The 19,669-nt window shown below is 64.8% G+C and carries 18 protein-coding genes and 1 tRNA gene; 15 read left to right on the forward strand and 4 right to left on the reverse strand.

The window, feature by feature from the left end; all coding sequences use genetic code 11:
* Positions 1–27: 27 nt before the first annotated feature.
* Entirely contained in the window at positions 28–504 is a 477-nt protein-coding gene (gene greA, locus LXE91_RS11495) for a transcription elongation factor GreA (protein WP_039347681.1), read from the forward strand.
* Positions 505–518: 14 nt separating this feature from the next.
* Complete coding sequence (locus LXE91_RS11500; protein WP_039347677.1) at positions 519–977, forward strand: DUF4149 domain-containing protein; 459 nt, start codon at positions 519–521, stop codon at positions 975–977.
* A gap of 79 nt (positions 978–1,056) precedes the next feature.
* Here the strand turns inward: LXE91_RS11500 and LXE91_RS11505 are convergent, their stop codons facing one another.
* Positions 1,057–1,584, reverse strand: coding sequence for a YhbY family RNA-binding protein (locus LXE91_RS11505; protein WP_039347674.1), 528 nt, complete (start codon positions 1,582–1,584; stop codon positions 1,057–1,059).
* A 193-nt stretch (positions 1,585–1,777) separates the two neighbouring features.
* On the opposite strand from LXE91_RS11505, the gene LXE91_RS11510 reads away from it, so the two are divergent.
* The 11 genes from LXE91_RS11510 to phoR all read left to right on the forward strand — a co-directional run bounded on the left by LXE91_RS11510 (position 1,778) and on the right by phoR (position 14,017).
* Positions 1,778–2,440: an RlmE family RNA methyltransferase gene (locus LXE91_RS11510; protein WP_039347671.1), complete on the forward strand. Its 663-nt coding sequence runs from the start codon at positions 1,778–1,780 to the stop codon at positions 2,438–2,440.
* Between the two features lie 166 nt (positions 2,441–2,606).
* Entirely contained in the window at positions 2,607–4,505 is a 1,899-nt protein-coding gene (ftsH, locus tag LXE91_RS11515; RefSeq protein WP_039347669.1) for an ATP-dependent zinc metalloprotease FtsH, read from the forward strand.
* 83 nt (positions 4,506–4,588) lie between these two features.
* Entirely contained in the window at positions 4,589–5,482 is an 894-nt protein-coding gene (gene folP, locus LXE91_RS11520; RefSeq protein ID WP_039347892.1) for a dihydropteroate synthase, read from the forward strand.
* 28 nt (positions 5,483–5,510) lie between these two features.
* Entirely contained in the window at positions 5,511–6,866 is a 1,356-nt protein-coding gene (gene glmM / locus LXE91_RS11525) for a phosphoglucosamine mutase (RefSeq protein ID WP_039347665.1), read from the forward strand.
* A 449-nt stretch (positions 6,867–7,315) separates the two neighbouring features.
* Positions 7,316–8,350 carry a phosphate ABC transporter substrate-binding protein PstS gene (pstS, locus tag LXE91_RS11530; protein ID WP_039347662.1) on the forward strand — a complete coding sequence of 345 codons (1,035 nt, stop codon included), beginning with the start codon at positions 7,316–7,318 and terminating at the stop codon, positions 8,348–8,350.
* A gap of 94 nt (positions 8,351–8,444) precedes the next feature.
* Positions 8,445–9,431 carry a phosphate ABC transporter permease PstC gene (gene pstC / locus LXE91_RS11535; protein WP_039347659.1) on the forward strand — a complete coding sequence of 329 codons (987 nt, stop codon included), beginning with the start codon at positions 8,445–8,447 and terminating at the stop codon, positions 9,429–9,431.
* Positions 9,428–10,321 (forward strand): phosphate ABC transporter permease PstA, encoded by an 894-nt coding sequence (pstA, locus tag LXE91_RS11540; protein ID WP_039347656.1) that lies wholly within the window; start codon positions 9,428–9,430, stop codon positions 10,319–10,321. The genes pstC and pstA overlap by 4 nt, the downstream gene beginning before the upstream one ends.
* A 15-nt stretch (positions 10,322–10,336) precedes the next feature.
* On the forward strand, positions 10,337–11,185 hold the full coding sequence (pstB, locus tag LXE91_RS11545) for a phosphate ABC transporter ATP-binding protein PstB (RefSeq protein ID WP_039347653.1): 849 nt from the start codon (positions 10,337–10,339) through the stop codon (positions 11,183–11,185).
* Positions 11,186–11,203: 18 nt separating this feature from the next.
* The gene (gene phoU, locus LXE91_RS11550; protein WP_039347650.1) at positions 11,204–11,908 is read left to right on the forward strand and encodes a phosphate signaling complex protein PhoU; all 705 of its coding nucleotides are present in this window, start codon (positions 11,204–11,206) and stop codon (positions 11,906–11,908) included.
* A gap of 30 nt (positions 11,909–11,938) precedes the next feature.
* Complete coding sequence (gene phoB, locus LXE91_RS11555) at positions 11,939–12,640, forward strand: phosphate regulon transcriptional regulator PhoB (protein ID WP_027787869.1); 702 nt, start codon at positions 11,939–11,941, stop codon at positions 12,638–12,640.
* Positions 12,641–12,697: 57 nt separating this feature from the next.
* Positions 12,698–14,017 carry a phosphate regulon sensor histidine kinase PhoR gene (gene phoR, locus LXE91_RS11560; RefSeq protein WP_039347647.1) on the forward strand — a complete coding sequence of 440 codons (1,320 nt, stop codon included), beginning with the start codon at positions 12,698–12,700 and terminating at the stop codon, positions 14,015–14,017.
* Between the two features lie 126 nt (positions 14,018–14,143).
* On the opposite strand, the gene ppk1 is transcribed toward phoR, so the two are convergent.
* Positions 14,144–16,207 carry a polyphosphate kinase 1 gene (ppk1, locus tag LXE91_RS11565; RefSeq protein WP_039347645.1) on the reverse strand — a complete coding sequence of 688 codons (2,064 nt, stop codon included), beginning with the start codon at positions 16,205–16,207 and terminating at the stop codon, positions 14,144–14,146.
* A 278-nt stretch (positions 16,208–16,485) separates the two neighbouring features.
* Here ppk1 and ppx point away from each other — a divergent pair, with 278 nt between their 5' ends.
* On the forward strand, positions 16,486–18,000 hold the full coding sequence (gene ppx / locus LXE91_RS11570; RefSeq protein WP_039347642.1) for an exopolyphosphatase: 1,515 nt from the start codon (positions 16,486–16,488) through the stop codon (positions 17,998–18,000).
* 87 nt (positions 18,001–18,087) lie between these two features.
* Here the strand turns inward: ppx and LXE91_RS11575 are convergent, their stop codons facing one another.
* The gene (locus LXE91_RS11575) at positions 18,088–18,522 is read right to left on the reverse strand and encodes a hypothetical protein (protein WP_039347888.1); all 435 of its coding nucleotides are present in this window, start codon (positions 18,520–18,522) and stop codon (positions 18,088–18,090) included.
* A gap of 358 nt (positions 18,523–18,880) precedes the next feature.
* A tRNA-Pro gene (locus LXE91_RS11580) sits at positions 18,881–18,957 on the reverse strand.
* 159 nt (positions 18,958–19,116) lie between these two features.
* Between LXE91_RS11580 and sixA the strand changes: the two genes are divergently transcribed.
* Positions 19,117–19,578, forward strand: a complete 462-nt coding sequence (gene sixA / locus LXE91_RS11585; RefSeq protein WP_039347640.1) for a phosphohistidine phosphatase SixA — start codon at positions 19,117–19,119, stop codon at positions 19,576–19,578.
* Positions 19,579–19,669: the final 91 nt, after the last annotated feature.

The following is a 19,669-nucleotide window of genomic DNA, read 5'->3' on the forward strand; positions in this document are numbered from 1 at the left end:
TAGCCGTTTTTAGCGATTGAGCCGTTTATGAGCACCATTCCGTTGACAAAGCGTGGCGCGGAACTCCTGCGCGATGAATTGCAGCGCCTCAAGTCCGTCGAGCGGCCGGCCGTGATCAACGCGATCGCGGAGGCCCGCGCACAGGGCGACCTGTCCGAAAACGCCGAATACGATGCCGCGAAGGAAAAGCAGGGCTTCATCGAGGGTCGTATCGCGGAACTCGAATCGAAGCTGTCGGCCGCGCAGGTCATCGATCCCACCGTGCTCGATGCCGAAGGCCGCGTGGTTTTCGCATCGACCGTCGAACTCGAGGATCTCGAGTCGGGCGACACCGTCAGGTACCAGATCGTCGGTGACGACGAAGCCGATATCGACCACGGCCTGATCTCGGTCAGCTCGCCGATCGCGCGCGCACTGATCGGCAAGTCCGAAGGCGACGTCGCGGCCGTGCAGGCGCCGAGCGGCGTGCGCGAGTACGAAATCATCTCGGTCAGCTACATCTGAAGCGGGGCGACGTGATGCCGCATCGCGTGTTCCGTCTGCTGTCGGCCGTGTGGGTCGGCAGCCTGCTGACGATCGGGTATGCGGTCGCGCCCGTGCTGTTCAAGACGCTGGAGCGGATGACGGCCGGTTCGGTCGCCGCCAAGCTGTTCCGTATCGAGGCGATCCTCGGAGTCGTGTGCGGCGTGCTGCTGCTCGCGTTGTCGAACCAGCAGGTGCGGCGCGGCAGCAGCGATTATCGCCGCGTGCGCTGGATCGTCGCCGCGATGGTCGTGTGCGTGCTGGTCGGGTATTTCGCGCTGCAGCCGTTCATGAATGCGCTGCGGATGGCCGCGATGGACGCGGGCACCGATATCGCGAACTCGCCTTACGCGAGCCGCTTCGGGATGCTGCACGGCGTCTCGAGCGTGTTCTACCTCGTCGAGAGCGTGCTGGGGCTGATGCTGATCTGGCGTCTGCCGGCGCGCGACGCCTGACGCGAATGCTGCGCAGGCCCGGTCGATGCCGGGCCCGCGGGCAGGGCGGCGGTACGGCGTAGCCGTGCCGCCACGATGCTTACTTGTCCTGGAACGGACGCTTCGTGCTGGCCTGGCGCTTCTTGGCGCGCTTCACGTTACCGCCGGCCGTCACGCGTTCGTTGCCGCGCACCGTGACCTTGACCGGCCGCGGGCGACGTACGGGGCTCGCGTTCGGCGACACCTTGACGACCTTGACGGTGCGCGGAGCACGGCCTTTCTTGTCGTCGACGGCTTCGGCCGCGCTGGGCACGGTGCCGGCACGACGGCCGCGGGACGGGGCCGCTGCGGCGGCTTCGGGCTTCCAGATCACCAGCAGCTTGCCGATGTGCTGGATCGGCGCCGCGCTCAGGCGGTCGCAGATCTCGTCGTAGATCGCGATGCGCTCGTCGCGCTCGTCGCCGAACACGCGGATCTTGATCAGCTGGTGCGCGTCGAGGTGCACCTTGATTTCCTTCAGCACGGCGTCGGTCAGCCCTTCGGCCCCGATCAGCACGACGGGCTTGAGCGCATGGGCCTGGGAGCGCAGCGCGGAGCGCTCGGCGGGAGAAAGCGAAAGGGCGGGCATGGAAATGTCGAAATCTAAATAAGGGCGCGCTGACTGAATAGCGATCGCGGGAAGTTACCGCGTCAGCCGTGCGCCGAAACCACGTAAAATCGCGGCTTGGGCCTGAAAAGGGGCCGCAGCCGCGCGAAGAAGACGCGTATTATCCGCTAAAAGCGCGGCTTCACGAAGCAATGGGCAGCAATCTCTCTCTCGAATGGCAAAAAACCGCTTCAACCAGCACTGGCTGCACGACCACATCAACGATCCCTACGTCAAAATGGCGCAGCGGGAGGGCTATCGCGCGCGCGCCGCGTACAAGCTGAAGGAAATCGACGAGCAGGACAAGCTGATCCGTCCGGGCCAGGTGATCGTCGACCTCGGCGCGACGCCGGGCAGCTGGAGCCAGTATGCCCGCAACAAGCTCGCGCAGGGCAAGAAGCGTGACGCGGAGCGCGAAGGCGGTATCGACGGCACGATCGTGGCGCTCGACATCCTGCCGATGGAGCCGATCGCCGACGTCCACTTCCTGCAGGGCGACTTCCGCGAGGACGAAGTCCTTCACCAGCTCGAAGAAGTGCTCGAAGGGCGCGAGGTCGACCTTGTTATTTCCGACATGGCCCCCAACCTCTCTGGCGTGGCCTCGGCAGACGCGGCGCGCATCGAGCATCTCTGCGATCTGGCGCTCGAATTCGCGCAGAATCATCTGAAGCCGGACGGTGCGCTGCTCGTGAAATGCTTTCACGGCAGCGGCTACAGCCAGATCGTCGAGAAATTCAAACAGCAGTTTAAGACCGTCGCGCCGCGCAAGCCGAAGGCGTCCCGCGACAAATCGTCTGAAACGTTCATTTTGGGTCGGCATCTGAAACGTCCGCGCTGATGCGCAACGAGGTGCCGCAAACGGGCTCCGGCCCTTGCCAGACAAGCGAAGCGCTATCGCGACGGTTGTCAATGCTTATGGCGAGGGTGGTCGGACTGGATTAGAATGACCGAGGGGCGCCGCAAGGAAAATGTAGGCGCTCGTCTACGAGTGAAGGAGTGGTGCTTTGAACAACAATATGTTTTCGAAGGCAGCGGTGTGGCTGGTGATCGCACTGGTGCTGTTTACGGTGTTCAAGCAGTTCGACAAGCCCCGCGTCCAGGAAGGCGTGTCCTATTCGCAGTTCATGGACGACGCCAAGAACGGCAAGGTCAAGAACGTCATCGTTCAGGGGCGCAACCTCACCGTCACTCCGGCTGATGGCCAGAAATACCAGATCGTGTCGCCCGGCGACATCTGGATGGTTGGCGATCTGATGAAGTACGGCGTGCAGGTCAGTGGCAAGGCCGACGACGAGCCGAATGCGCTGATGTCCGCGCTGTACTACCTCGGGCCGACGATCCTGATCATCGTGTTCTGGTTCTACATGATGAGGCAGATGCAGGGGGGCGGCAAAGGCGGCGCATTCTCGTTCGGGAAATCGCGCGCGCGGCTGATCGACGAGAACAACAACGCGGTCAACTTCTCCGACGTCGCGGGCTGCGACGAAGCGAAGGAAGAAGTGTCCGAGCTCGTCGACTTCCTGCGCGATCCGCAGAAATTCCAGAAGCTGGGCGGTCGCATTCCGCGCGGCGTGCTGCTCGTCGGCCCCCCGGGTACCGGCAAGACGCTGCTGGCCCGCGCGATCGCGGGTGAAGCGAAGGTGCCGTTCTTCAGCATCTCCGGTTCGGACTTCGTCGAAATGTTCGTCGGTGTCGGCGCGGCTCGTGTGCGCGACATGTTCGAGCAGGCGAAGAAGCACGCACCGTGTATCGTGTTCATCGACGAAATCGACGCGGTCGGCCGTCATCGCGGCGCCGGCATGGGCGGCGGCAACGACGAACGCGAACAGACGCTGAACCAGATGCTCGTCGAGATGGACGGCTTCGAGGCGAACTCGGGCGTGATCGTGATCGCCGCAACCAACCGTTCGGACGTGCTCGACAAGGCGCTGCTGCGTCCGGGCCGTTTCGACCGCCAGGTCTACGTCGGCCTGCCGGACATCCGCGGCCGCGAACAGATCATGCGCGTGCACCTGCGCAAGGTACCGATCGCGAACGACGTCGATGCGGCAGTCATCGCACGCGGCACGCCGGGCTTCTCGGGCGCCGATCTCGCGAACCTCGTGAACGAGGCGGCGCTGTTCGCCGCACGTCGCGGCAAGCGCATCGTCGAGATGCAGGATTTCGAAGACGCGAAGGACAAGATCTTCATGGGTCCGGAGCGCAAGTCGGCCGTGATTCGCGAAGAAGCGAAGCGTGCGACCGCTTATCACGAGTCGGGCCACGCGGTGATCGCGAAGCTGCTGCCGAAGGCCGACCCGGTGCACAAGGTCACGATCATCCCGCGCGGTCGCGCACTGGGTGTCACGTGGCAGCTGCCGGAGCATGACAACGAAACGTACTCGAAGGACTACCTGATGGACCGCCTTGCGATCCTGTTCGGTGGCCGGGTGGCGGAAGAGCTGTTCATGAACCTCGTCAGCACCGGTGCATCGGACGACTTCAACAAGGCAACGCAGACGGCACGTGCGATGGTGGCCCGTTTCGGCATGACCGACGCGCTCGGGCCGATGGTCTACGTCGACGACGAGAACGATGCATCGCCGTTCGGCCGCGGCTTTACGCGCACGATCTCGGAAGCGACGCAGCAGAAGGTCGATTCGGAAATCCGCCGCGTGCTCGACGAACAGTACGGCCTTGCGCGCCGCCTGCTCGAAGAGAATCGCGACAAGGTCGAAGCGATGACCGCCGCGCTGATGGAGTGGGAGACGATCGATGCCGATCAGATCAACGACATCATGGAAGGGCGTCCGCCGCGCTCCCCGAAGAGCTCGCCGGCTGTCGGCGGCGATTCGTCGGGTGGTGGCAGCAGCGCCGAGGTGAAGCCTGCCAACGCGCCGGCGCCTGCTTCGCCGGCGGCATAATCCCGCTCTAGCGCTTTAGCGCCGTTCACGGGCTGGTGTGGCTTCACACCGGCCCGTTTTGCATTCATTCACACCAGTTGCTCGTGTCCGATTCCGCTGTTTCCCCATTCATTCCCGCGCCACTCCAGTGCGGCCGCTTCGAACTGACGTTCGAACGCCCGCTCGTGATGGGCATTCTCAACGCCACGCCTGATTCGTTCTCCGATGGCGGCCGCTTCCTCGCGCGTGACGATGCGCTGCGCCAGGCCGAGCGGATGATTGCCGAAGGCGTCGACCTTCTCGATATCGGCGGCGAATCGACGCGCCCCGGCGCGCCGCCCGTGCCGCTCGACGAGGAGCTCGCGCGCGTGATTCCGCTCGTCGAAGCGCTGCGGCCGCTGAACGTGCCGCTGTCGATCGATACCTACAAGCCGGCCGTGATGCGTGCGGCGCTGGCCGCAGGCGCCGACCTGATCAATGACATCTGGGGGTTCCGCCAGCCGGGCGCGATCGACGCGGTGCGCGACGGCAACTGCGGATTGTGTGCGATGCACATGCTTGGTGAGCCACAGACGATGCAGGTCGGCGAACCCGATTACGGCGACGTCGTGACCGACGTGCGCGATTTTCTCGCCGAGCGCGCGCAGGCGTTGCGCGATGCGGGGGTTGCGCCGGAGCGGATCTGCGTCGATCCCGGTTTCGGATTCGGCAAGGCGGTTGTCGACGACAACTATGCGCTGCTGGCCGCGTTGCCCGACACGGCACCCGTGCGGCCCGACGGCCTCGCGTATCCGATCCTCGCGGGCATGTCGCGCAAGTCGATGCTCGGCGCGGTGATCGGCGGCAAGCCGCCGATGGAGCGCGTCGCGGCGAGCGTGGCGGCCGCAGTGTGCGCGGTCGAGCGCGGGGCGGCGATCGTGCGCGTGCATGACGTCGCGGCGACGGTCGACGCGCTGAAAATCTGGAATGCCGTGCGCGAAGCCGCGCGGCAACGATAAGTCAGAAGACGAAGGAGGAAGAATCACCATGGGACGTCGATATTTCGGCACGGACGGCATTCGCGGCACGGTGGGCGAGGCACCCATCACGCCGGATTTCGTGTTGCGTCTCGGCTATGCGGCCGGCAAGGTACTGGCAGGCTCGGCCGATGTCGCGGCAGGTTCGCGTCCGACCGTGCTGATCGGCAAGGACACGCGCGTGTCGGGCTACATGCTCGAAGCCGCGCTCGAGGCCGGATTCTCGGCGGCGGGCGTCGACGTGATGCTGGCCGGCCCGATGCCGACGCCGGGCGTCGCGTACCTGACGCGCGCGCTGCGCCTGTCGGCGGGCGTCGTGATCAGCGCATCGCACAACCCGTATCACGACAACGGGATCAAGTTTTTTTCCGCCGACGGCAACAAGCTGCCGGACGACACCGAAGCCGCGATCGAAGCGTGGCTCGACAAGCCGCTCGATTGCGCGTCGTCCGACGGCCTCGGCAAGGCGCGCCGCCTTGACGACGCAGCCGGCCGCTACATCGAGTTCTGCAAGAGCACGTTCCCGGCCGCGTTCAACCTGCGCGGGCTGAAGCTCGTGATCGATTGCGCGCACGGCGCCGCGTACCAGATCGCGCCGCACGTGTTCCACGAACTCGGCGCGGACGTGATCCCGATCGGTGTCGCGCCGAACGGCTTCAACATCAACGACGGTGTCGGTGCGACCGCGCCGGACGCGCTGGTGCGCGCGGTGCGTGCGAACCACGCCGATCTCGGCATTGCGCTCGACGGCGATGCGGACCGCCTGCAAGTGGTCGACGCGACCGGTCGCCTGTACAACGGCGACGAGCTGCTCTACGTGCTCGTGAAGGACCGGATCGCGACCGACGGCAACGTCGAAGGCGCGGTCGGCACGCTGATGACGAACCTCGCGGTCGAAGTCGCGCTGCAGCGCGAGGGCGTGAAGTTCGTCCGCGCGGCGGTCGGCGATCGCTACGTGCTCGAGCAGTTGCGCGAGCACGGCTGGCAGCTCGGCGCGGAAGGCTCGGGCCACATCCTGTCGCTCGACCGCCACTCGACCGGCGACGGCATCGTGTCGGCGCTGCTCGTGCTGGCCGCGTTGAAGCGCAGCGGCAAGACCCTCGCGCAGATGCTCGACGGCGTCACGCTGTTCCCGCAGAAGCTGATCAACGTGCGGATGAAGCCGGGCGCCGACTGGAAGGGCAGCACGTCGATTCGCGCCGCGATCGACGCAGCCGAGGCCGCGCTCGCCGGCAGCGGCCGCGTGCTGATCCGCGCATCGGGCACGGAGCCCGTGCTGCGCGTGATGGTCGAAGCACAGCAGGCCGCCGACGCGGTCCGCCATGCGGAGACGATCGCCGACGCTGTGCGCGCGGCCACGACCTGACGCTGGGCCCGGCGCGTCAGGTCAAGCACCTGCGCGCCGGTGTTCCGGTGAACCCGCACACGGCACCTTCGGGGCGCCGTGATTTCGTCAGACGCAAAGGTTTGCGATACCTATAAGGAAGGGCGCGTCGCCAGCGCAATCCCGGGTCGGAAAATCGTCAGACCCTGATAACGGTGCAGCCACAAACGAGGCTTTCCGTGGCGCGGATACAGCGCTACGATCCGCTCGCACCGATTTAAAACGGGAAGTCTCCCGTTCCTTCCAGGCAGGCAATTCTTGCCGCCATCGCGGTTCCGGCAGCGTCCGCGCGCCGCACGCGCCGCACCCGATACTCCCTTTCAACCAGTCATGTTACTGTCACGCCAGTTTCATCGATTGTCACATTACCGTCATGAGGAGCCCCTAACCTTCGCGGTGCCGTAGTCATCCGCTCACACACTGGAGGTCTCATGAAATTGATGCAAACCGCGATTGCCGGCCTGGCTGGCGCGCTTTTCGCCGTCGCCGCCCACGCTGCCGACATCACGGGCGCAGGCAGCACGTTCGCGATGCCGATCTATACGAAATGGGCTGCTGACTACCAGCAGACCGGCGGCGCGAAGGTCAACTACCAAGGTATCGGCTCGTCGGGCGGCCTGAAGCAGATCGTCGCGAAGACGGTCGACTTTGCCGGTTCGGACGCTCCGCTGAAGGATGACGAGCTCGCGAAGGAAGGCCTGTTCCAGTTCCCGACGGTGGTCGGCGGCGTGGTGCCGGTCATCAACGTGCCGGGCGTGAAGCCGGGTGAGCTGACGCTGTCGGGCCCGGTGCTCGGCGACATCTACCTCGGCAAGATCAAGAAGTGGAACGACCCGGCGATCGCCGCGCTGAACCCGAAGGTCAAGCTGCCGGACACGGACATCGCCGTGGTTCGCCGCGCTGACGGCTCGGGCACGAGCTTCATCTGGACGAACTACCTGTCGAAGGTCAACGACGAGTGGAAGTCGAAGGTCGGCGAAGGCACGACGGTCAACTGGCCGACGGGCACGGGCGGCAAGGGCAACGACGGCGTCGCAGCCTTCGTGCAGCGCCTGCCGGGCGCGGTCGGCTACGTCGAATGGGCGTACGCGAAGAAGAACAACATGGTCTACACGGCCCTGAAGAACTCGACGGGCACGGTGGTCGAGCCGAAGACGGAAACGTTCAAGGCCGCTGCGGCCGGCGCGAACTGGTCGAAGTCGTTCTACCAGATCCTGACGAACCAGCCGGGCAAGGAAGCATGGCCGGTCGTCGGCGCGACGTTCGTGCTGCTGCACGCGAAGCAGGACAAGCCGGAGCAGGGCGTGGAAACGCTGAAGTTCTTCAGCTGGGCGTTCAAGAACGGCGAGAAGGCTGCTGACAGCCTCGACTACATCTCGCTGCCGCCGGCAGTCGAAGCGGAAATCCGCAAGCAGTGGAAGATCAAGGTGACGGACGCTTCGGGCAAGCCGGTCGCCGCGGAGTAAGCATTGCAGCGGTTCGCTGCCCGGCCGTGCCGGTCGGGCAGTGCGTGCGGTAAAGCCGGGCGTTACGGCGCCCGGCAATCAAAAGCAGGCACCCATGTCTGATATTTCCTATACGTCCTCACGGTCCGCCGACGTTGCGCAGCAACGCGCGCCGAGCCGCCTCGGGGATGTCGTATTCGGCGGTCTTGCACGGCTTGCCGCCATCGTGACCCTGCTGCTGCTCGGCGGGATCATCGTTTCCCTGATCATCGCGTCGCTGCCGACCATCCAGAAGTTCGGCCTCGGCTTCCTGTGGCAATCCGAGTGGGATCCCAACTCGGACATCTACGGCGCGCTCGTGCCGATCTACGGCACGATCGTGACGTCGGTCATCGCGCTCGTCATCGCCGTGCCGGTCAGCTTTGGCATCGCGCTGTTCCTCACCGAGCTGTCGCCCGTGTGGCTGCGCCGCCCGCTCGGCATCGCAATCGAGCTGCTCGCCGCGATTCCGTCGATCGTGTACGGCATGTGGGGCCTGCTCGTGTTTGCCCCGATCTTCGCGGAGTACTTCCAGAAGCCGATCGGCCGCCTGTTCAAGGACGTGTGGGTCATTGGCCCGCTGACGTCCGGCGCACCGATCGGGATCGGCATCCTCGCGGCCGGCGTGATCCTCGCGATCATGATCATCCCGTACATCGCATCGGTGATGCGTGACGTGTTCGAAGTCACGCCCGTGCTGCTGAAGGAATCGGCGTACGGCATCGGCTGCACGACCTGGGAAGTGATGTGGAAGGTCGTGCTGCCCTACACGAAGACGGGCGTGATCGGCGGCGTGATGCTCGGCCTCGGCCGCGCGCTCGGCGAGACGATGGCCGTGACCTTCGTGATCGGCAACACGAACCTGCTCGACAGCGTGTCGCTGTTCGCACCGGGCAACAGCATCACGTCGGCGCTGGCGAACGAATTCGCGGAAGCGCAACCGGGCCTGCATACGTCCGCGCTGATGGAACTGGGCCTGATCCTGTTCGTGATCACGTTCATCGTGCTGTCCATCTCCAAACTGCTGCTGCTTCGTCTCGAGAAGGGAGAGGGCAAGAAATGAGCGAGCCCATCATGAATTTCCCGGGGCCGAGCGGCGCCGCGCTCGACGCGATGCGCAACCGCCTGCAGCGCAAGCGCAAGGCCATCAACGCGATCGCGCTCACCGCGTCGCTCGCCGCGATGGCATTCGGCCTGCTGTGGCTCGTGTGGATTCTCTACACGACGGTGCACCTCGGCGTCGGCGGCCTGTCGCTGCAACTGTTCACCGAATCGACGCCGGCGCCGAACACGGAAGGCGGCGGTCTCGCGAACGCGATCGTCGGCAGCCTGCTGCTGTGCGGCTTCGGCACGCTGGTCGGCACGCCGATCGGCATCCTCGCGGGCGTCTATCTCGCCGAATACGGCCAGAAGAACCTGCTGGCGAGCACGATCCGCTTCATCAACGACATCCTGCTGTCCGCGCCGTCGATCGTGATCGGCCTGTTCGTGTACGCGATCGTCGTTGCGAAGTCGGGGCGCTTCTCGGGCTGGGCCGGCGTGATCGCACTCGCGCTGCTGCAGATTCCGATCGTGATCCGCACGACCGAGAACATGCTGAAGCTCGTGCCGAACGCACTGCGTGAAGCGGCCTTCGCGCTCGGCACGCCGAAGTGGCGCATGGTGCTGAAGATCACGCTGCGCGCGTCGGTCGGCGGGATCATCACGGGCGTGCTGCTCGCCGTCGCGCGGATCGCCGGCGAAACGGCGCCGCTGCTGTTCACCGCGCTGTCGAACCAGTTCTTCTCGTGGGACATGAGTCAGCCGATGGCGAACCTGCCCGTCACGATCTACAAGTTCGCGATGAGCCCGTTCGCGGAATGGCAGTCGCTCGCATGGGCGGGCGTGTTCCTGATTACGCTCGGGGTGCTCGGACTCAACATCCTGGCGCGCTCGATCTTCTCGAAAAAGTAACGGCGGAGCAATCCGATGAATATGGCAGAAAGCCACCTGAATCCGGTCGAACGCACTGCAGCGCCGGCCGGCACGCAAGAAGCGGCGCACGGCCGTCCGCTCGAGCCGCTGAACGCGAAGATCGAGGTCAACAACCTCAACTTCTTCTACAACAAGTTCCATGCGCTGAAGAACATCAACCTGAGCATTCCCGAAGGGAAGGTGACGGCGTTCATCGGCCCGTCGGGCTGCGGCAAGTCGACGCTGCTGCGCACGTTCAACAAGATGTTCGCGCTCTATCCGGAGCAGCGCGCCGAAGGCGAAATCCTGATGGACGGCGAGAACCTGCTGACGACGAAGCGCGACATCTCGCTGCTGCGCGCGCGGATCGGCATGGTGTTCCAGAAGCCGACCCCGTTCCCGATGTCGATCTACGACAACATCGCATTCGGCGTGAAGATGTTCGAGAAGCTTACGCGCTCGGAAATGGACGATCGCGTCGAGTGGGCGCTCACGAAGGCCGCGCTGTGGAACGAAGTGAAGGACAAGCTGAACCAGAGCGGCTACGGCCTGTCGGGCGGCCAGCAGCAGCGTCTGTGCATCGCGCGCGGCATCGCGATCCGTCCGGAAGTGTTGCTGCTCGACGAACCGTGCTCGGCGCTCGACCCGATCTCGACGGGCCGCATCGAAGAGCTGATCGCGGAGCTGAAGAGCGACTACACGGTCGTGATCGTCACGCACAACATGCAGCAGGCCGCACGCTGCTCGGATTTCACGGCCTACATGTACCTGGGCGAGCTGATCGAATTCGGCGAGACCGAAAAGATCTTCATCAAGCCGGTGCGCAAGGAAACGGAAGACTACATCACCGGCCGCTTCGGCTGATGACGGAGAACAACAGCCATGTCGGATAAACATCTGTCGAGCCAGTTCGACGCCGATCTCAACGCGGTGTCGTCGAAAGTGCTGGAAATGGGCGGGCTCGTCGAGTCGCAGATCGTCGGCGCGATGCACGCGCTGAACGAATTCGATCGCGATGCGGCCGAGAAGGTCATCACGGCCGAGGAAACGCTGAACGCGATGGAAGTCGACATCGACCAGGAGTGCGGCAACATCATCGCGCGGAGACAGCCTGCCGCGCGTGACCTGCGCCTTTTGATGTCGATTTCGAAAACGATTACGAACCTCGAGCGCGCCGGCGACGAGGCCGAGAAGATCGCGAAGCGCGTACGCCGCCTGGTCGACGAGCCCGCTGCGCGCACGGTCAACATCGCCGAGATCAAGGTGTCGGGCGAGATGGCCGTGACGATCCTGCGCCGCGCGCTCGACGCGTTTGCGCGTCTCGATACGGTGGCCGCCGCGCAGATCGTCAAGGACGACAAGGAAATCGACCAGGAATTCCGCGCGTTCGTGCGCAAGCTCGTGTCGTACATGCAGGAAGATCCGCGCACGATCTCGGTCGGCCTCGAGTACCTGTTCATCGCGAAGGCGATCGAGCGGATCGGCGACCACGCGAAGAACATCGCCGAATTCATCATCTACATCGTGAAGGGCACCGACGTGCGGCACCAGCCGCGCGACACGCTCGATCGCGAAGCCAACAGTTAATCGACTCCGTAAGGAAGAACAGAGGTGCCGATGCCCAGCAACATTCTCGTCGTTGAAGATGAGCCCGCGATTTCCGAACTGATCTCGGTGAATCTCCAGCACGCCGGTCACTGCCCGATTCGGGCGTACAACGCCGAACAGGCGCAGAACCTGATCAGCGACGTGCTGCCCGATCTCGTACTGCTCGACTGGATGCTGCCGGGCAAGTCCGGTATCGCGTTCGCGCGCGACCTGCGCAACAACGAACGGACCAAGCACATCCCGATCATCATGCTGACTGCCCGCGGTGACGAGCAGGACAAGGTGCTCGGCCTCGAAATCGGCGCGGACGACTACGTGACGAAGCCGTTCTCGCCGAAGGAACTGATGGCGCGGATCAAGGCCGTGCTGCGCCGTCGCGCGCCGCAGCTGACCGAGGACGTCGTGTCGATCAACGGGCTGCGCCTCGACCCGGCCACGCATCGCGTCGCCGCGCATGCGGAAGGCAGCGAGATCAAGCTCGATCTCGGTCCGACCGAGTTCCGCCTGCTGCATTTCTTCATGACGCATCCGGAACGCGTGCACAGCCGCACGCAACTGCTCGACCAGGTGTGGGGCGATCATGTATTCGTCGAGGAGCGTACCGTCGACGTGCACATCAAACGATTGCGTGCGGCCTTGAAACCGGCCGGCTGCGATGCGATGATCGAGACCGTGCGCGGCAGCGGCTACCGGCTCGCCAAGCACGCGTAACGTATCCACGCATGCCGTGTGCCACGGCATGCCGTTCATTCTTTCGGGCGCTGAATCATGAACATCATCTGGGCGCGCTTTCTGGTGTCGCTCGTGCTGCTCGTGCTGATCGGCGTATTGGTCGGCGTCTTCGCCGGCCCGACCGCGGGCCTCGTGTTCGTGGTCGTGATGCTGGTCGCGCAGGGCTTTTTCAGTACCTTTCATACGCAGCGTCTGTGGCGTTTGCTCGATGCACCGGTCTATGGCGAGGTGCCGAGCGCGCCGGGCATCTGGGGTGAGATCTACTATCGCCTGCACAAGCTCGCGAAGCAGTGGCACGCACAGGTGCGTCAGGTCGAGCAGCAGCATTCGCGCTTCATCCAGGCGATCCAGGCGTCGCCGAACGGTGTCGCGATGCTCGACGACCACGACCAGATCGAGTGGTGCAACGCGATCGCCGAGGTCCATTTCGGCCTCGACGCGAAGCGCGACCTGCGCCAGCACATCACCAACCTGGTTCGCCATCCCGAGTTCGTCCGCTACCTGAATGCGCAGCATTACGAAGAGACGCTCGTGATGCGCGGCATGGGCGATTCGCGGCAGAACGTGCTGGAAGTGCAGGTGTTTCCGTACGGCGAGAATCGCAAGCTGCTGCTGACGCAGGACATCACCGAGCTCGAGCGGACCGATGCGATGCGGCGCGACTTCGTCGCGAACGTGTCGCACGAATTGAAGACGCCGCTCACCGTGCTGTCGGGGTTCCTCGAGACGATGCGCGAGCTGCCGCTGAACGAGGAAGACCGCGCGCGCTATCTCGAGATGATGGAGCAGCAGGCCTCGCGGATGCGGCACATCGTGACCGACCTGCTGGTGCTCGCGAAGCTGGAGGGCGAGAGCAAGCCGCCGCTCGATCGCGCGATCGACATGCGTGCCGTGTTCGACCATCTGAAGGAAGACGCGCAGACGCTGTCGAACGGGCATCACGACATCGCGTTCTCGATCGACGAGACGCTCGGCGTCACCGGCGCGCAGACGGAGCTGTTCAGCGCGTTCGCGAATCTCGTCACGAACGCGATCCGCTATACGCCGGAAGGCGGCAAGATCGTCGTGACCTGGCGGCGTGAGGGCGCGCAGGGCGTGTTTTCCGTCACGGACAGCGGCTTCGGGATTCCGGCCGCCGACCTGCCGCGGCTCACCGAGCGCTTCTACCGCGTCGACCGCAGCCGTTCGCGCGACACCGGCGGCACGGGGCTCGGCCTTGCGATCGTCAAGCACGTGCTGCAGCGTCACGACGCGCACCTGTACGTGCAGAGCGAGGAAGGGCGTGGCAGCACGTTCACCGCGCGCTTCCCGGGCTCGCGCATCATCGCGATCCGGCCGGCCGCTTACGAGGCATGATCGCGTAACGGCATCCGTCGCTCGTTCGGCAAGCGGCGGCATGCCGGGGTCGAAAAAAAACGCAGCCAGCCGGCTGCGTTTTTTATTTGGAGCGACGCGGCGCGCGACTTGCGCCGCGCGGCCGGTTCAGGAGCAGAACTTCGCGAGCAACCCGAGTTGCGCGTTGCGGATCGTCTTGCCGGCGCGGCGCCGGCGGTAGTGGCCGTCGCTTTGCATCTGCCACGCCGACTGGTTGTCGCCGAGGCACACCGACAGGCCTTCTGCGATCACGCGCCGCTTCAGCTTGCGATCGCGGATCGGGAACGCGACTTCGACGCGGCGGAACAGGTTGCGGTCCATCCAGTCTGCGCTCGACAGATAGACGTCCTCGGTGCCGTTCGCGTGGAAATAGTAGATCCGGTGGTGCTCGAGGAAGCGGCCGACGATCGAGCGCACTGTGATGTTTTCCGACAGCCCCGGCACGCCGGGCTTCAGCGCGCAGACACCGCGCACGATCAGGTCGACCTTGACGCCGGCCTGCGACGCTTCGTACAGCGCCGCGATCACCGTCGGCTCCAGCAGCGCGTTCATCTTCGCGACGACGCGTGCGCGCTTGCCGGCGCGTGCATTGTCGATCTCTGCGCGGATCGAGTCGATGATGCGCGGATGCAGCGTGAACGGCGACTGCCACAGCTCGTGCAGCGTGAGTTCGCCGCCGATGCCGGTCAGTTGCTGGAACACGTGATGAACGTCCTCGCAGATCTTCTGGTCGGCCGTCATCAGCCCGAAGTCGGTGTAGAGGCGTGCCGTGCGCGGGTGGTAGTTGCCGGTGCCGAGGTGCACGTAGCGGCGCAGCGACGCCTTGCCGGCCTGCACGACGCGCCGCACGATCAGCATCATCTTCGCGTGGCACTTGTGGCCCACCACGCCGTACACGACATGCGCGCCGACCGCTTCGAGCTGCGACGCCCAGTTGATGTTGGTTTCCTCGTCGAAGCGCGCGAGCAGCTCGACGACGACGGTCACTTCCTTGCCGTTGCGCGCGGCTTCCATCAGCGCGTCCATCAGCGGCGAATCGGTGCCGGTGCGGTAGATCGTCTGCTTGATCGCGACGACGCTCGGATCCCTCGCGGCTTGCTGCAGCAGTTCGAGCACCGGCTGGAAGCTCTCGTACGGGTGGTGCAGCAGGATGTCGCCGTTGTCGATCGCGTCGAACATCGTCGGCGCGTTCGTGATCGCGGACGGGGTCGACGCGGTGAACGGCGCGAACTTCAGGTCGGGACGGTCGACGAGATCGGGAATCTGCATCAGCCGCACGAGGTTCACCGATCCGGACACGCGATAGCAGTCCTTCTCGCTCAGTTCGCTTTCCACGAGCAGGCGGCGCACGATATGCGGCGGCGTGTCGGCCGATACCTCGAGGCGCACTGCATTGCCGAGGTGGCGCGCGGGCAGCTCGCCCTGCAGCGCGACGCGCAGGTTCGTGATTTCGTCCTCGTCGACGAACAGCTCGCTGTTGCGCGTGATGCGGAACTGGTTGCAGCTCTTCACGCTCAGCTGCGGGAAGAGTTCGCCGACGAAGCGCTGCATGAACGAGCTCAACAGCACGAAGCCGTGCTCGAAGCCCGACAGCGCGTGCGGCATGCGCACGACGCGCGGCAGTGCACGCGGCGCCTGCACGATGCCCATCACGGCCTGGCGGCCGAATGCGTCGCGGCCTTCGAGCTCGACGACGAAGTTCAGGCTCTTGTTCAGCACGCGCGGGAACGGGTGGGCGGGATCGAGGCCGATCGGCGTGAGCACCGGCAGCAACTCGTCGAGGAAGTAATTCCGCGCCCATTCGAGCTGCTCGTCGTTCCACGTGTCGCTCGCATGGAAGTAGATGCCTTCCTGTTCGAGCGCGGGCAGCACGGTTTCGTGCAGCATCGTGTACTGTCGATGCACGAGCCGCTGCGCGCGTTCGACGACGAGGTCGTAAGCATGTTGTAACGACATGCCGTCGGGCGTCAGTGCGCCGGGGTTGTCGCGGATCTGCTCCTGCAGGCCCGCCATCCGGACTTCGAAGAATTCGTCGAGGTTGCTGCTGGTGATGCAGATGAAGCGGAGACGCTCGAGCAACGGGACTTGAGGATCGGCTGCCTGGGCCAGCACGCGCTCGTTGAAACCGAGGATGCCGAGTTCACGATTGAGAAGCGGGTAACGGACGGACATCGGCAGAGTAGGGGGTGATTCGGGCGATGATTCGAAAGGACGCTCGGAAACTCTCACGGTACGATGACGTGCTGATGACAATCATGTATTTATATCGGGAAATTCTACGCCGTAACCGTTTCGTCTCATAAATGTTTCGGCTATATGCAATCGAGCAGGTTGTATGCCCGTGAAGCGTGGCAATGGCAAGCGTTCCACGCTTAAAATGTCGCCTTTGATTGACCGCCTACGGTTGTCGCACCGGCCGCCGCGGGCGAACGCGCACGGAGCCCCTTCTGATGGTTACAACCCCCCACTTGCTGGCTGCCGTGGATCTCGGCTCGAACAGCTTCCGGCTGATCGTCGGTCGTGTCGAGGAAACGCCGGCGGGCAGCCAGATCTATCCCGTCGACGCGCTGCGCGAGCCCGTCCGGCTGGCCGCGGGCCTGTCGAGCGACAAGATGCTCGATCGCGCGTCACAGGAGCGTGGCTGGGAAGCGCTCAAGCGGTTCGGTGAGCGCCTGCGCGATTTCCATCCCGATCACGTGCGCGCGGTGGCGACCAACACGCTGCGCGTCGCGAAGAACGCGGGCGAATTTCTCGGCGAGGCCGAAGCGGCGCTCGGTTTCCCGATCGAAGTGATTGCGGGCCGCGAAGAAGCGCGGCTGATCTATGCGGGCGCCGCGCACTCGGTGCCGGCGAGCGCGGGCAAGCGGCTCGTCGTCGACATCGGCGGCGGCTCCACCGAATTCATCATCGGCTCGCACTACACGCCGATCGTGATGGAGAGCCTCTATATCGGCTGCGTGAGCCACAGCCGTACGTTCTTCCCGGCCGGCAACGTCGACGAATACACGATGCGGCAGGCCGAGCTCGCGGCCAAGCGCGAGATCCAGATCATTTCGAGCGAGTACAAGAAGGCCGGCTGGGACCAGGCGATCGGCTCGTCGGGCACCGCGCGTGCGCTCGCGGAACTCGTCGAGGCAAACGGCTTCAATGATCCGGGCATCACGCACGGTATTTCGCGCGGCGGCCTCGAGCGGTTGAAGCGCGCGCTGATCAAGTCGGAGAACGTCAACCGGCTGAAGCTGATCGCACTGAAGCCCGATCGCGTGCCGGTGCTCGCAGGCGGCCTCGCGATCATGCTCGCGGTGTTCGAGGAGCTCGGTGTCGACTACGTCGATACGACCGACGGCGCGCTGCGCCTCGGTGTGCTGTACGACCTGCTCGGCCGGACGCAGCACGAGGACATGCGTGCTGTGACCGTCGAGGGCTTCACGCGCCGCTACGGCGTCGATCGCGCGCAGGCCGAACGGATCGGCGCGCTGGCGGCGCGTTTCTACGACGAACTCGAGGAAGCCGACGAAGAGGCGCGCGAGGAAGGCCGGATGTTCCTCGGCTGGGCGGCCGCGTTGCACGAGATCGGTCTGTCGATTTCGCACAGCGCGTATCACAAGCATTCGGCCTATATCGCGAGCAACGCGGACATGCCGGGTTTTTCGCGCACCGACCAGGCGCGCCTCGCCGCGCTCGTGCTCGGTCACGCGGGCAAGCTCGGCAAGCTGTCGCAGGCGCGCGAGGTCGAGTGGCCGCTGCTGTTCTGCCTGCGGCTCGCGGCGCTGCTGTGCCGGCGCCGGACCGATGCGGGGCTGCCGGATATTTCCGTGTCGCAGATGAAGAAGGGTGGGTATGAAGTGCGCCTGCCGAGCGCGTGGGTCGAGCAGAACCCGCTGACCGACTACAGCCTCAGCCAGGAGGCAGCCGAGTGGGAGAAGGTCGGAATCCCGTATCGCGTGGTGTATACCGGCGCGTAAGAGGTCGATGGCGGGGCTCGGAGGGGCTGGGCAGAGGGGTCGGCTCGATACCCCTCAGGATGGCCGCATGATCGTCCTGACGGGCGCTCAGTCCGACGAGCAGACGATCGCGGTCAGGAACGGAAACGCCTGCTTGACGGTCGCGTCGCTGCCGGCCTTGCGCACGGCTTCCTCCACCGCGCTCTTCGTGCCCCGCACCACGACGCCATAGGCCCAGTCGCCGATCGGCGTGCCGTCGCCCGGGCGGAAGATCGGGTCGTTCGCCTGGTATCCGAGTACGACATAGACGCCGAAGCCGTACGCCGTCAGCGCGTGGCTCGTGCGGAATGCATTGACCGAGTTCGATTCGACGTGCATCGGCTCCGACTGGATGTCGCCGGCGGCGAGCAGCGGCGCGACGAATTTGTGGCCGGTCGAGTGGCAGTCGAGTGCATCGTCGAGCGCCTTGGCCGACGCGGTGCCGGCAGTCGCGAACGCGAGCAGCGATGCGCAGAGGGCGGTCTTCAGAATGTTGTTTTTCATGCGCGAGGGCGGGTTGTCCACGCGCATTATCGCGTGTTCCGGCAAGTGCCGTATGCGGGCCGCGGGTGACTCGTTGGCCCGTACGCCGTCGGTAATTCGACGGGCCGGCCAGGCGGGCGCTCGATCCTTCCCTGTCAGCCTTTCCTGCATTGAAAGCGAATGGCCATGAGCCATTTGCCTTGCGCCGACTTTCGAAACAGGGCCGCCGAGGGGTGCGTGGATCGTTGTAGCGTCGATGCCGCAATTGATCCCTACAATGAATCGAGGTGTTGCGAACCGGGAAGGAATCCCGGTTGACGCTTGAAGGGCCCGGAAACGGAAAAGGGGCTACGGTATTAACCGTAACCCCTTGATTCCTTGGTCGGAGCGATAGGATTCGAACCTACGACCCTCTGATCCCAAATCAGATGCGCTACCAGGCTGCGCTACGCTCCGACGAGCCAAAGATTGTATCGTTGAAGGTCTGATCCGGTCAATCCCTATATGCGGGTAAATGCCGCGGCGGCAAACGTCAGCAATTTGCGACAATTCGCCCGGTCATCGGCGGGCCCGGACGCAAGGGCGCGGGCCGCTCGCCGAAGCAAGGAGAACATCATGATGAACCTGATCCTGTGGCGCCACGCCGAAGCCGAAGACTACGCAACGAGCGATCTCGCGCGCCAGTTGACCGTGCGGGGCCGCAAGGACGCGCAGGCGATGGCCAAATGGCTGCGTGGGCGGCTCGAGACGAACGCCGTGATCCTCGCGAGCCCGGCGGCACGCACCGTGCAGACGGTCGAGGCGCTGACCGACCAGTACCGGACGGTCGACGTGCTCGCGCCGGGCGGCAGCGTCGACGACGTGCTGGCGGCGACCGGCTGGCCGGAAGGCATTGCACCGACGGTCGTGGTCGTCGGGCACCAGCCGACGCTTGGCAGCGTTGCCGCGCAATTGATCGCCGGCGGCGACGACAGCTGGAGCGTCAAGAAGGGCGGAATCGTGTGGCTCGCGAGCCGCACGCGTGACGGCAGCCGGCAGGCCGTACTGCGCGCGGTATTGACGCCCGACCTGCTGTGAGGCCCGTCTGAAGGGCTTTGAAGGGATTCGTCGTACGGTTTCGCAAGCTTTCTGCTAAAGTCAATTCGGCGACACGTCATTGAAAGGACAC

This window comes from Burkholderia contaminans, from assembly GCF_029633825.1.
GTDB lineage: Bacteria > Pseudomonadota > Gammaproteobacteria > Burkholderiales > Burkholderiaceae > Burkholderia > Burkholderia contaminans.

Bases quoted from the DNA above. Each gene is read 5' to 3' on its own strand.
- greA (WP_039347681.1), top strand. From the start codon at position 28: ATGAGCACCATTCCGTTGACAAAGCGTGGCGCGGAACTCCTGCGCGAT.
- LXE91_RS11500 (WP_039347677.1), top strand. From the start codon at position 519: ATGCCGCATCGCGTGTTCCGTCTGCTGTCGGCCGTGTGGGTCGGCAGC.
- LXE91_RS11505 (WP_039347674.1), bottom strand. From the start codon at position 1,584: ATGCCCGCCCTTTCGCTTTCTCCCGCCGAGCGCTCCGCGCTGCGCTCC.
- LXE91_RS11510 (WP_039347671.1), top strand. From the start codon at position 1,778: ATGGCAAAAAACCGCTTCAACCAGCACTGGCTGCACGACCACATCAAC.
- glmM (WP_039347665.1), top strand. From the start codon at position 5,511: ATGGGACGTCGATATTTCGGCACGGACGGCATTCGCGGCACGGTGGGC.
- pstS (WP_039347662.1), top strand. From the start codon at position 7,316: ATGAAATTGATGCAAACCGCGATTGCCGGCCTGGCTGGCGCGCTTTTC.
- pstC (WP_039347659.1), top strand. From the start codon at position 8,445: ATGTCTGATATTTCCTATACGTCCTCACGGTCCGCCGACGTTGCGCAG.
- pstA (WP_039347656.1), top strand. From the start codon at position 9,428: ATGAGCGAGCCCATCATGAATTTCCCGGGGCCGAGCGGCGCCGCGCTC.
- pstB (WP_039347653.1), top strand. From the start codon at position 10,337: ATGAATATGGCAGAAAGCCACCTGAATCCGGTCGAACGCACTGCAGCG.
- phoU (WP_039347650.1), top strand. From the start codon at position 11,204: ATGTCGGATAAACATCTGTCGAGCCAGTTCGACGCCGATCTCAACGCG.
- phoB (WP_027787869.1), top strand. From the start codon at position 11,939: ATGCCCAGCAACATTCTCGTCGTTGAAGATGAGCCCGCGATTTCCGAA.
- phoR (WP_039347647.1), top strand. From the start codon at position 12,698: ATGAACATCATCTGGGCGCGCTTTCTGGTGTCGCTCGTGCTGCTCGTG.
- ppk1 (WP_039347645.1), bottom strand. From the start codon at position 16,207: ATGTCCGTCCGTTACCCGCTTCTCAATCGTGAACTCGGCATCCTCGGT.
- ppx (WP_039347642.1), top strand. From the start codon at position 16,486: ATGGTTACAACCCCCCACTTGCTGGCTGCCGTGGATCTCGGCTCGAAC.
- LXE91_RS11575 (WP_039347888.1), bottom strand. From the start codon at position 18,522: ATGAAAAACAACATTCTGAAGACCGCCCTCTGCGCATCGCTGCTCGCG.
- sixA (WP_039347640.1), top strand. From the start codon at position 19,117: ATGATGAACCTGATCCTGTGGCGCCACGCCGAAGCCGAAGACTACGCA.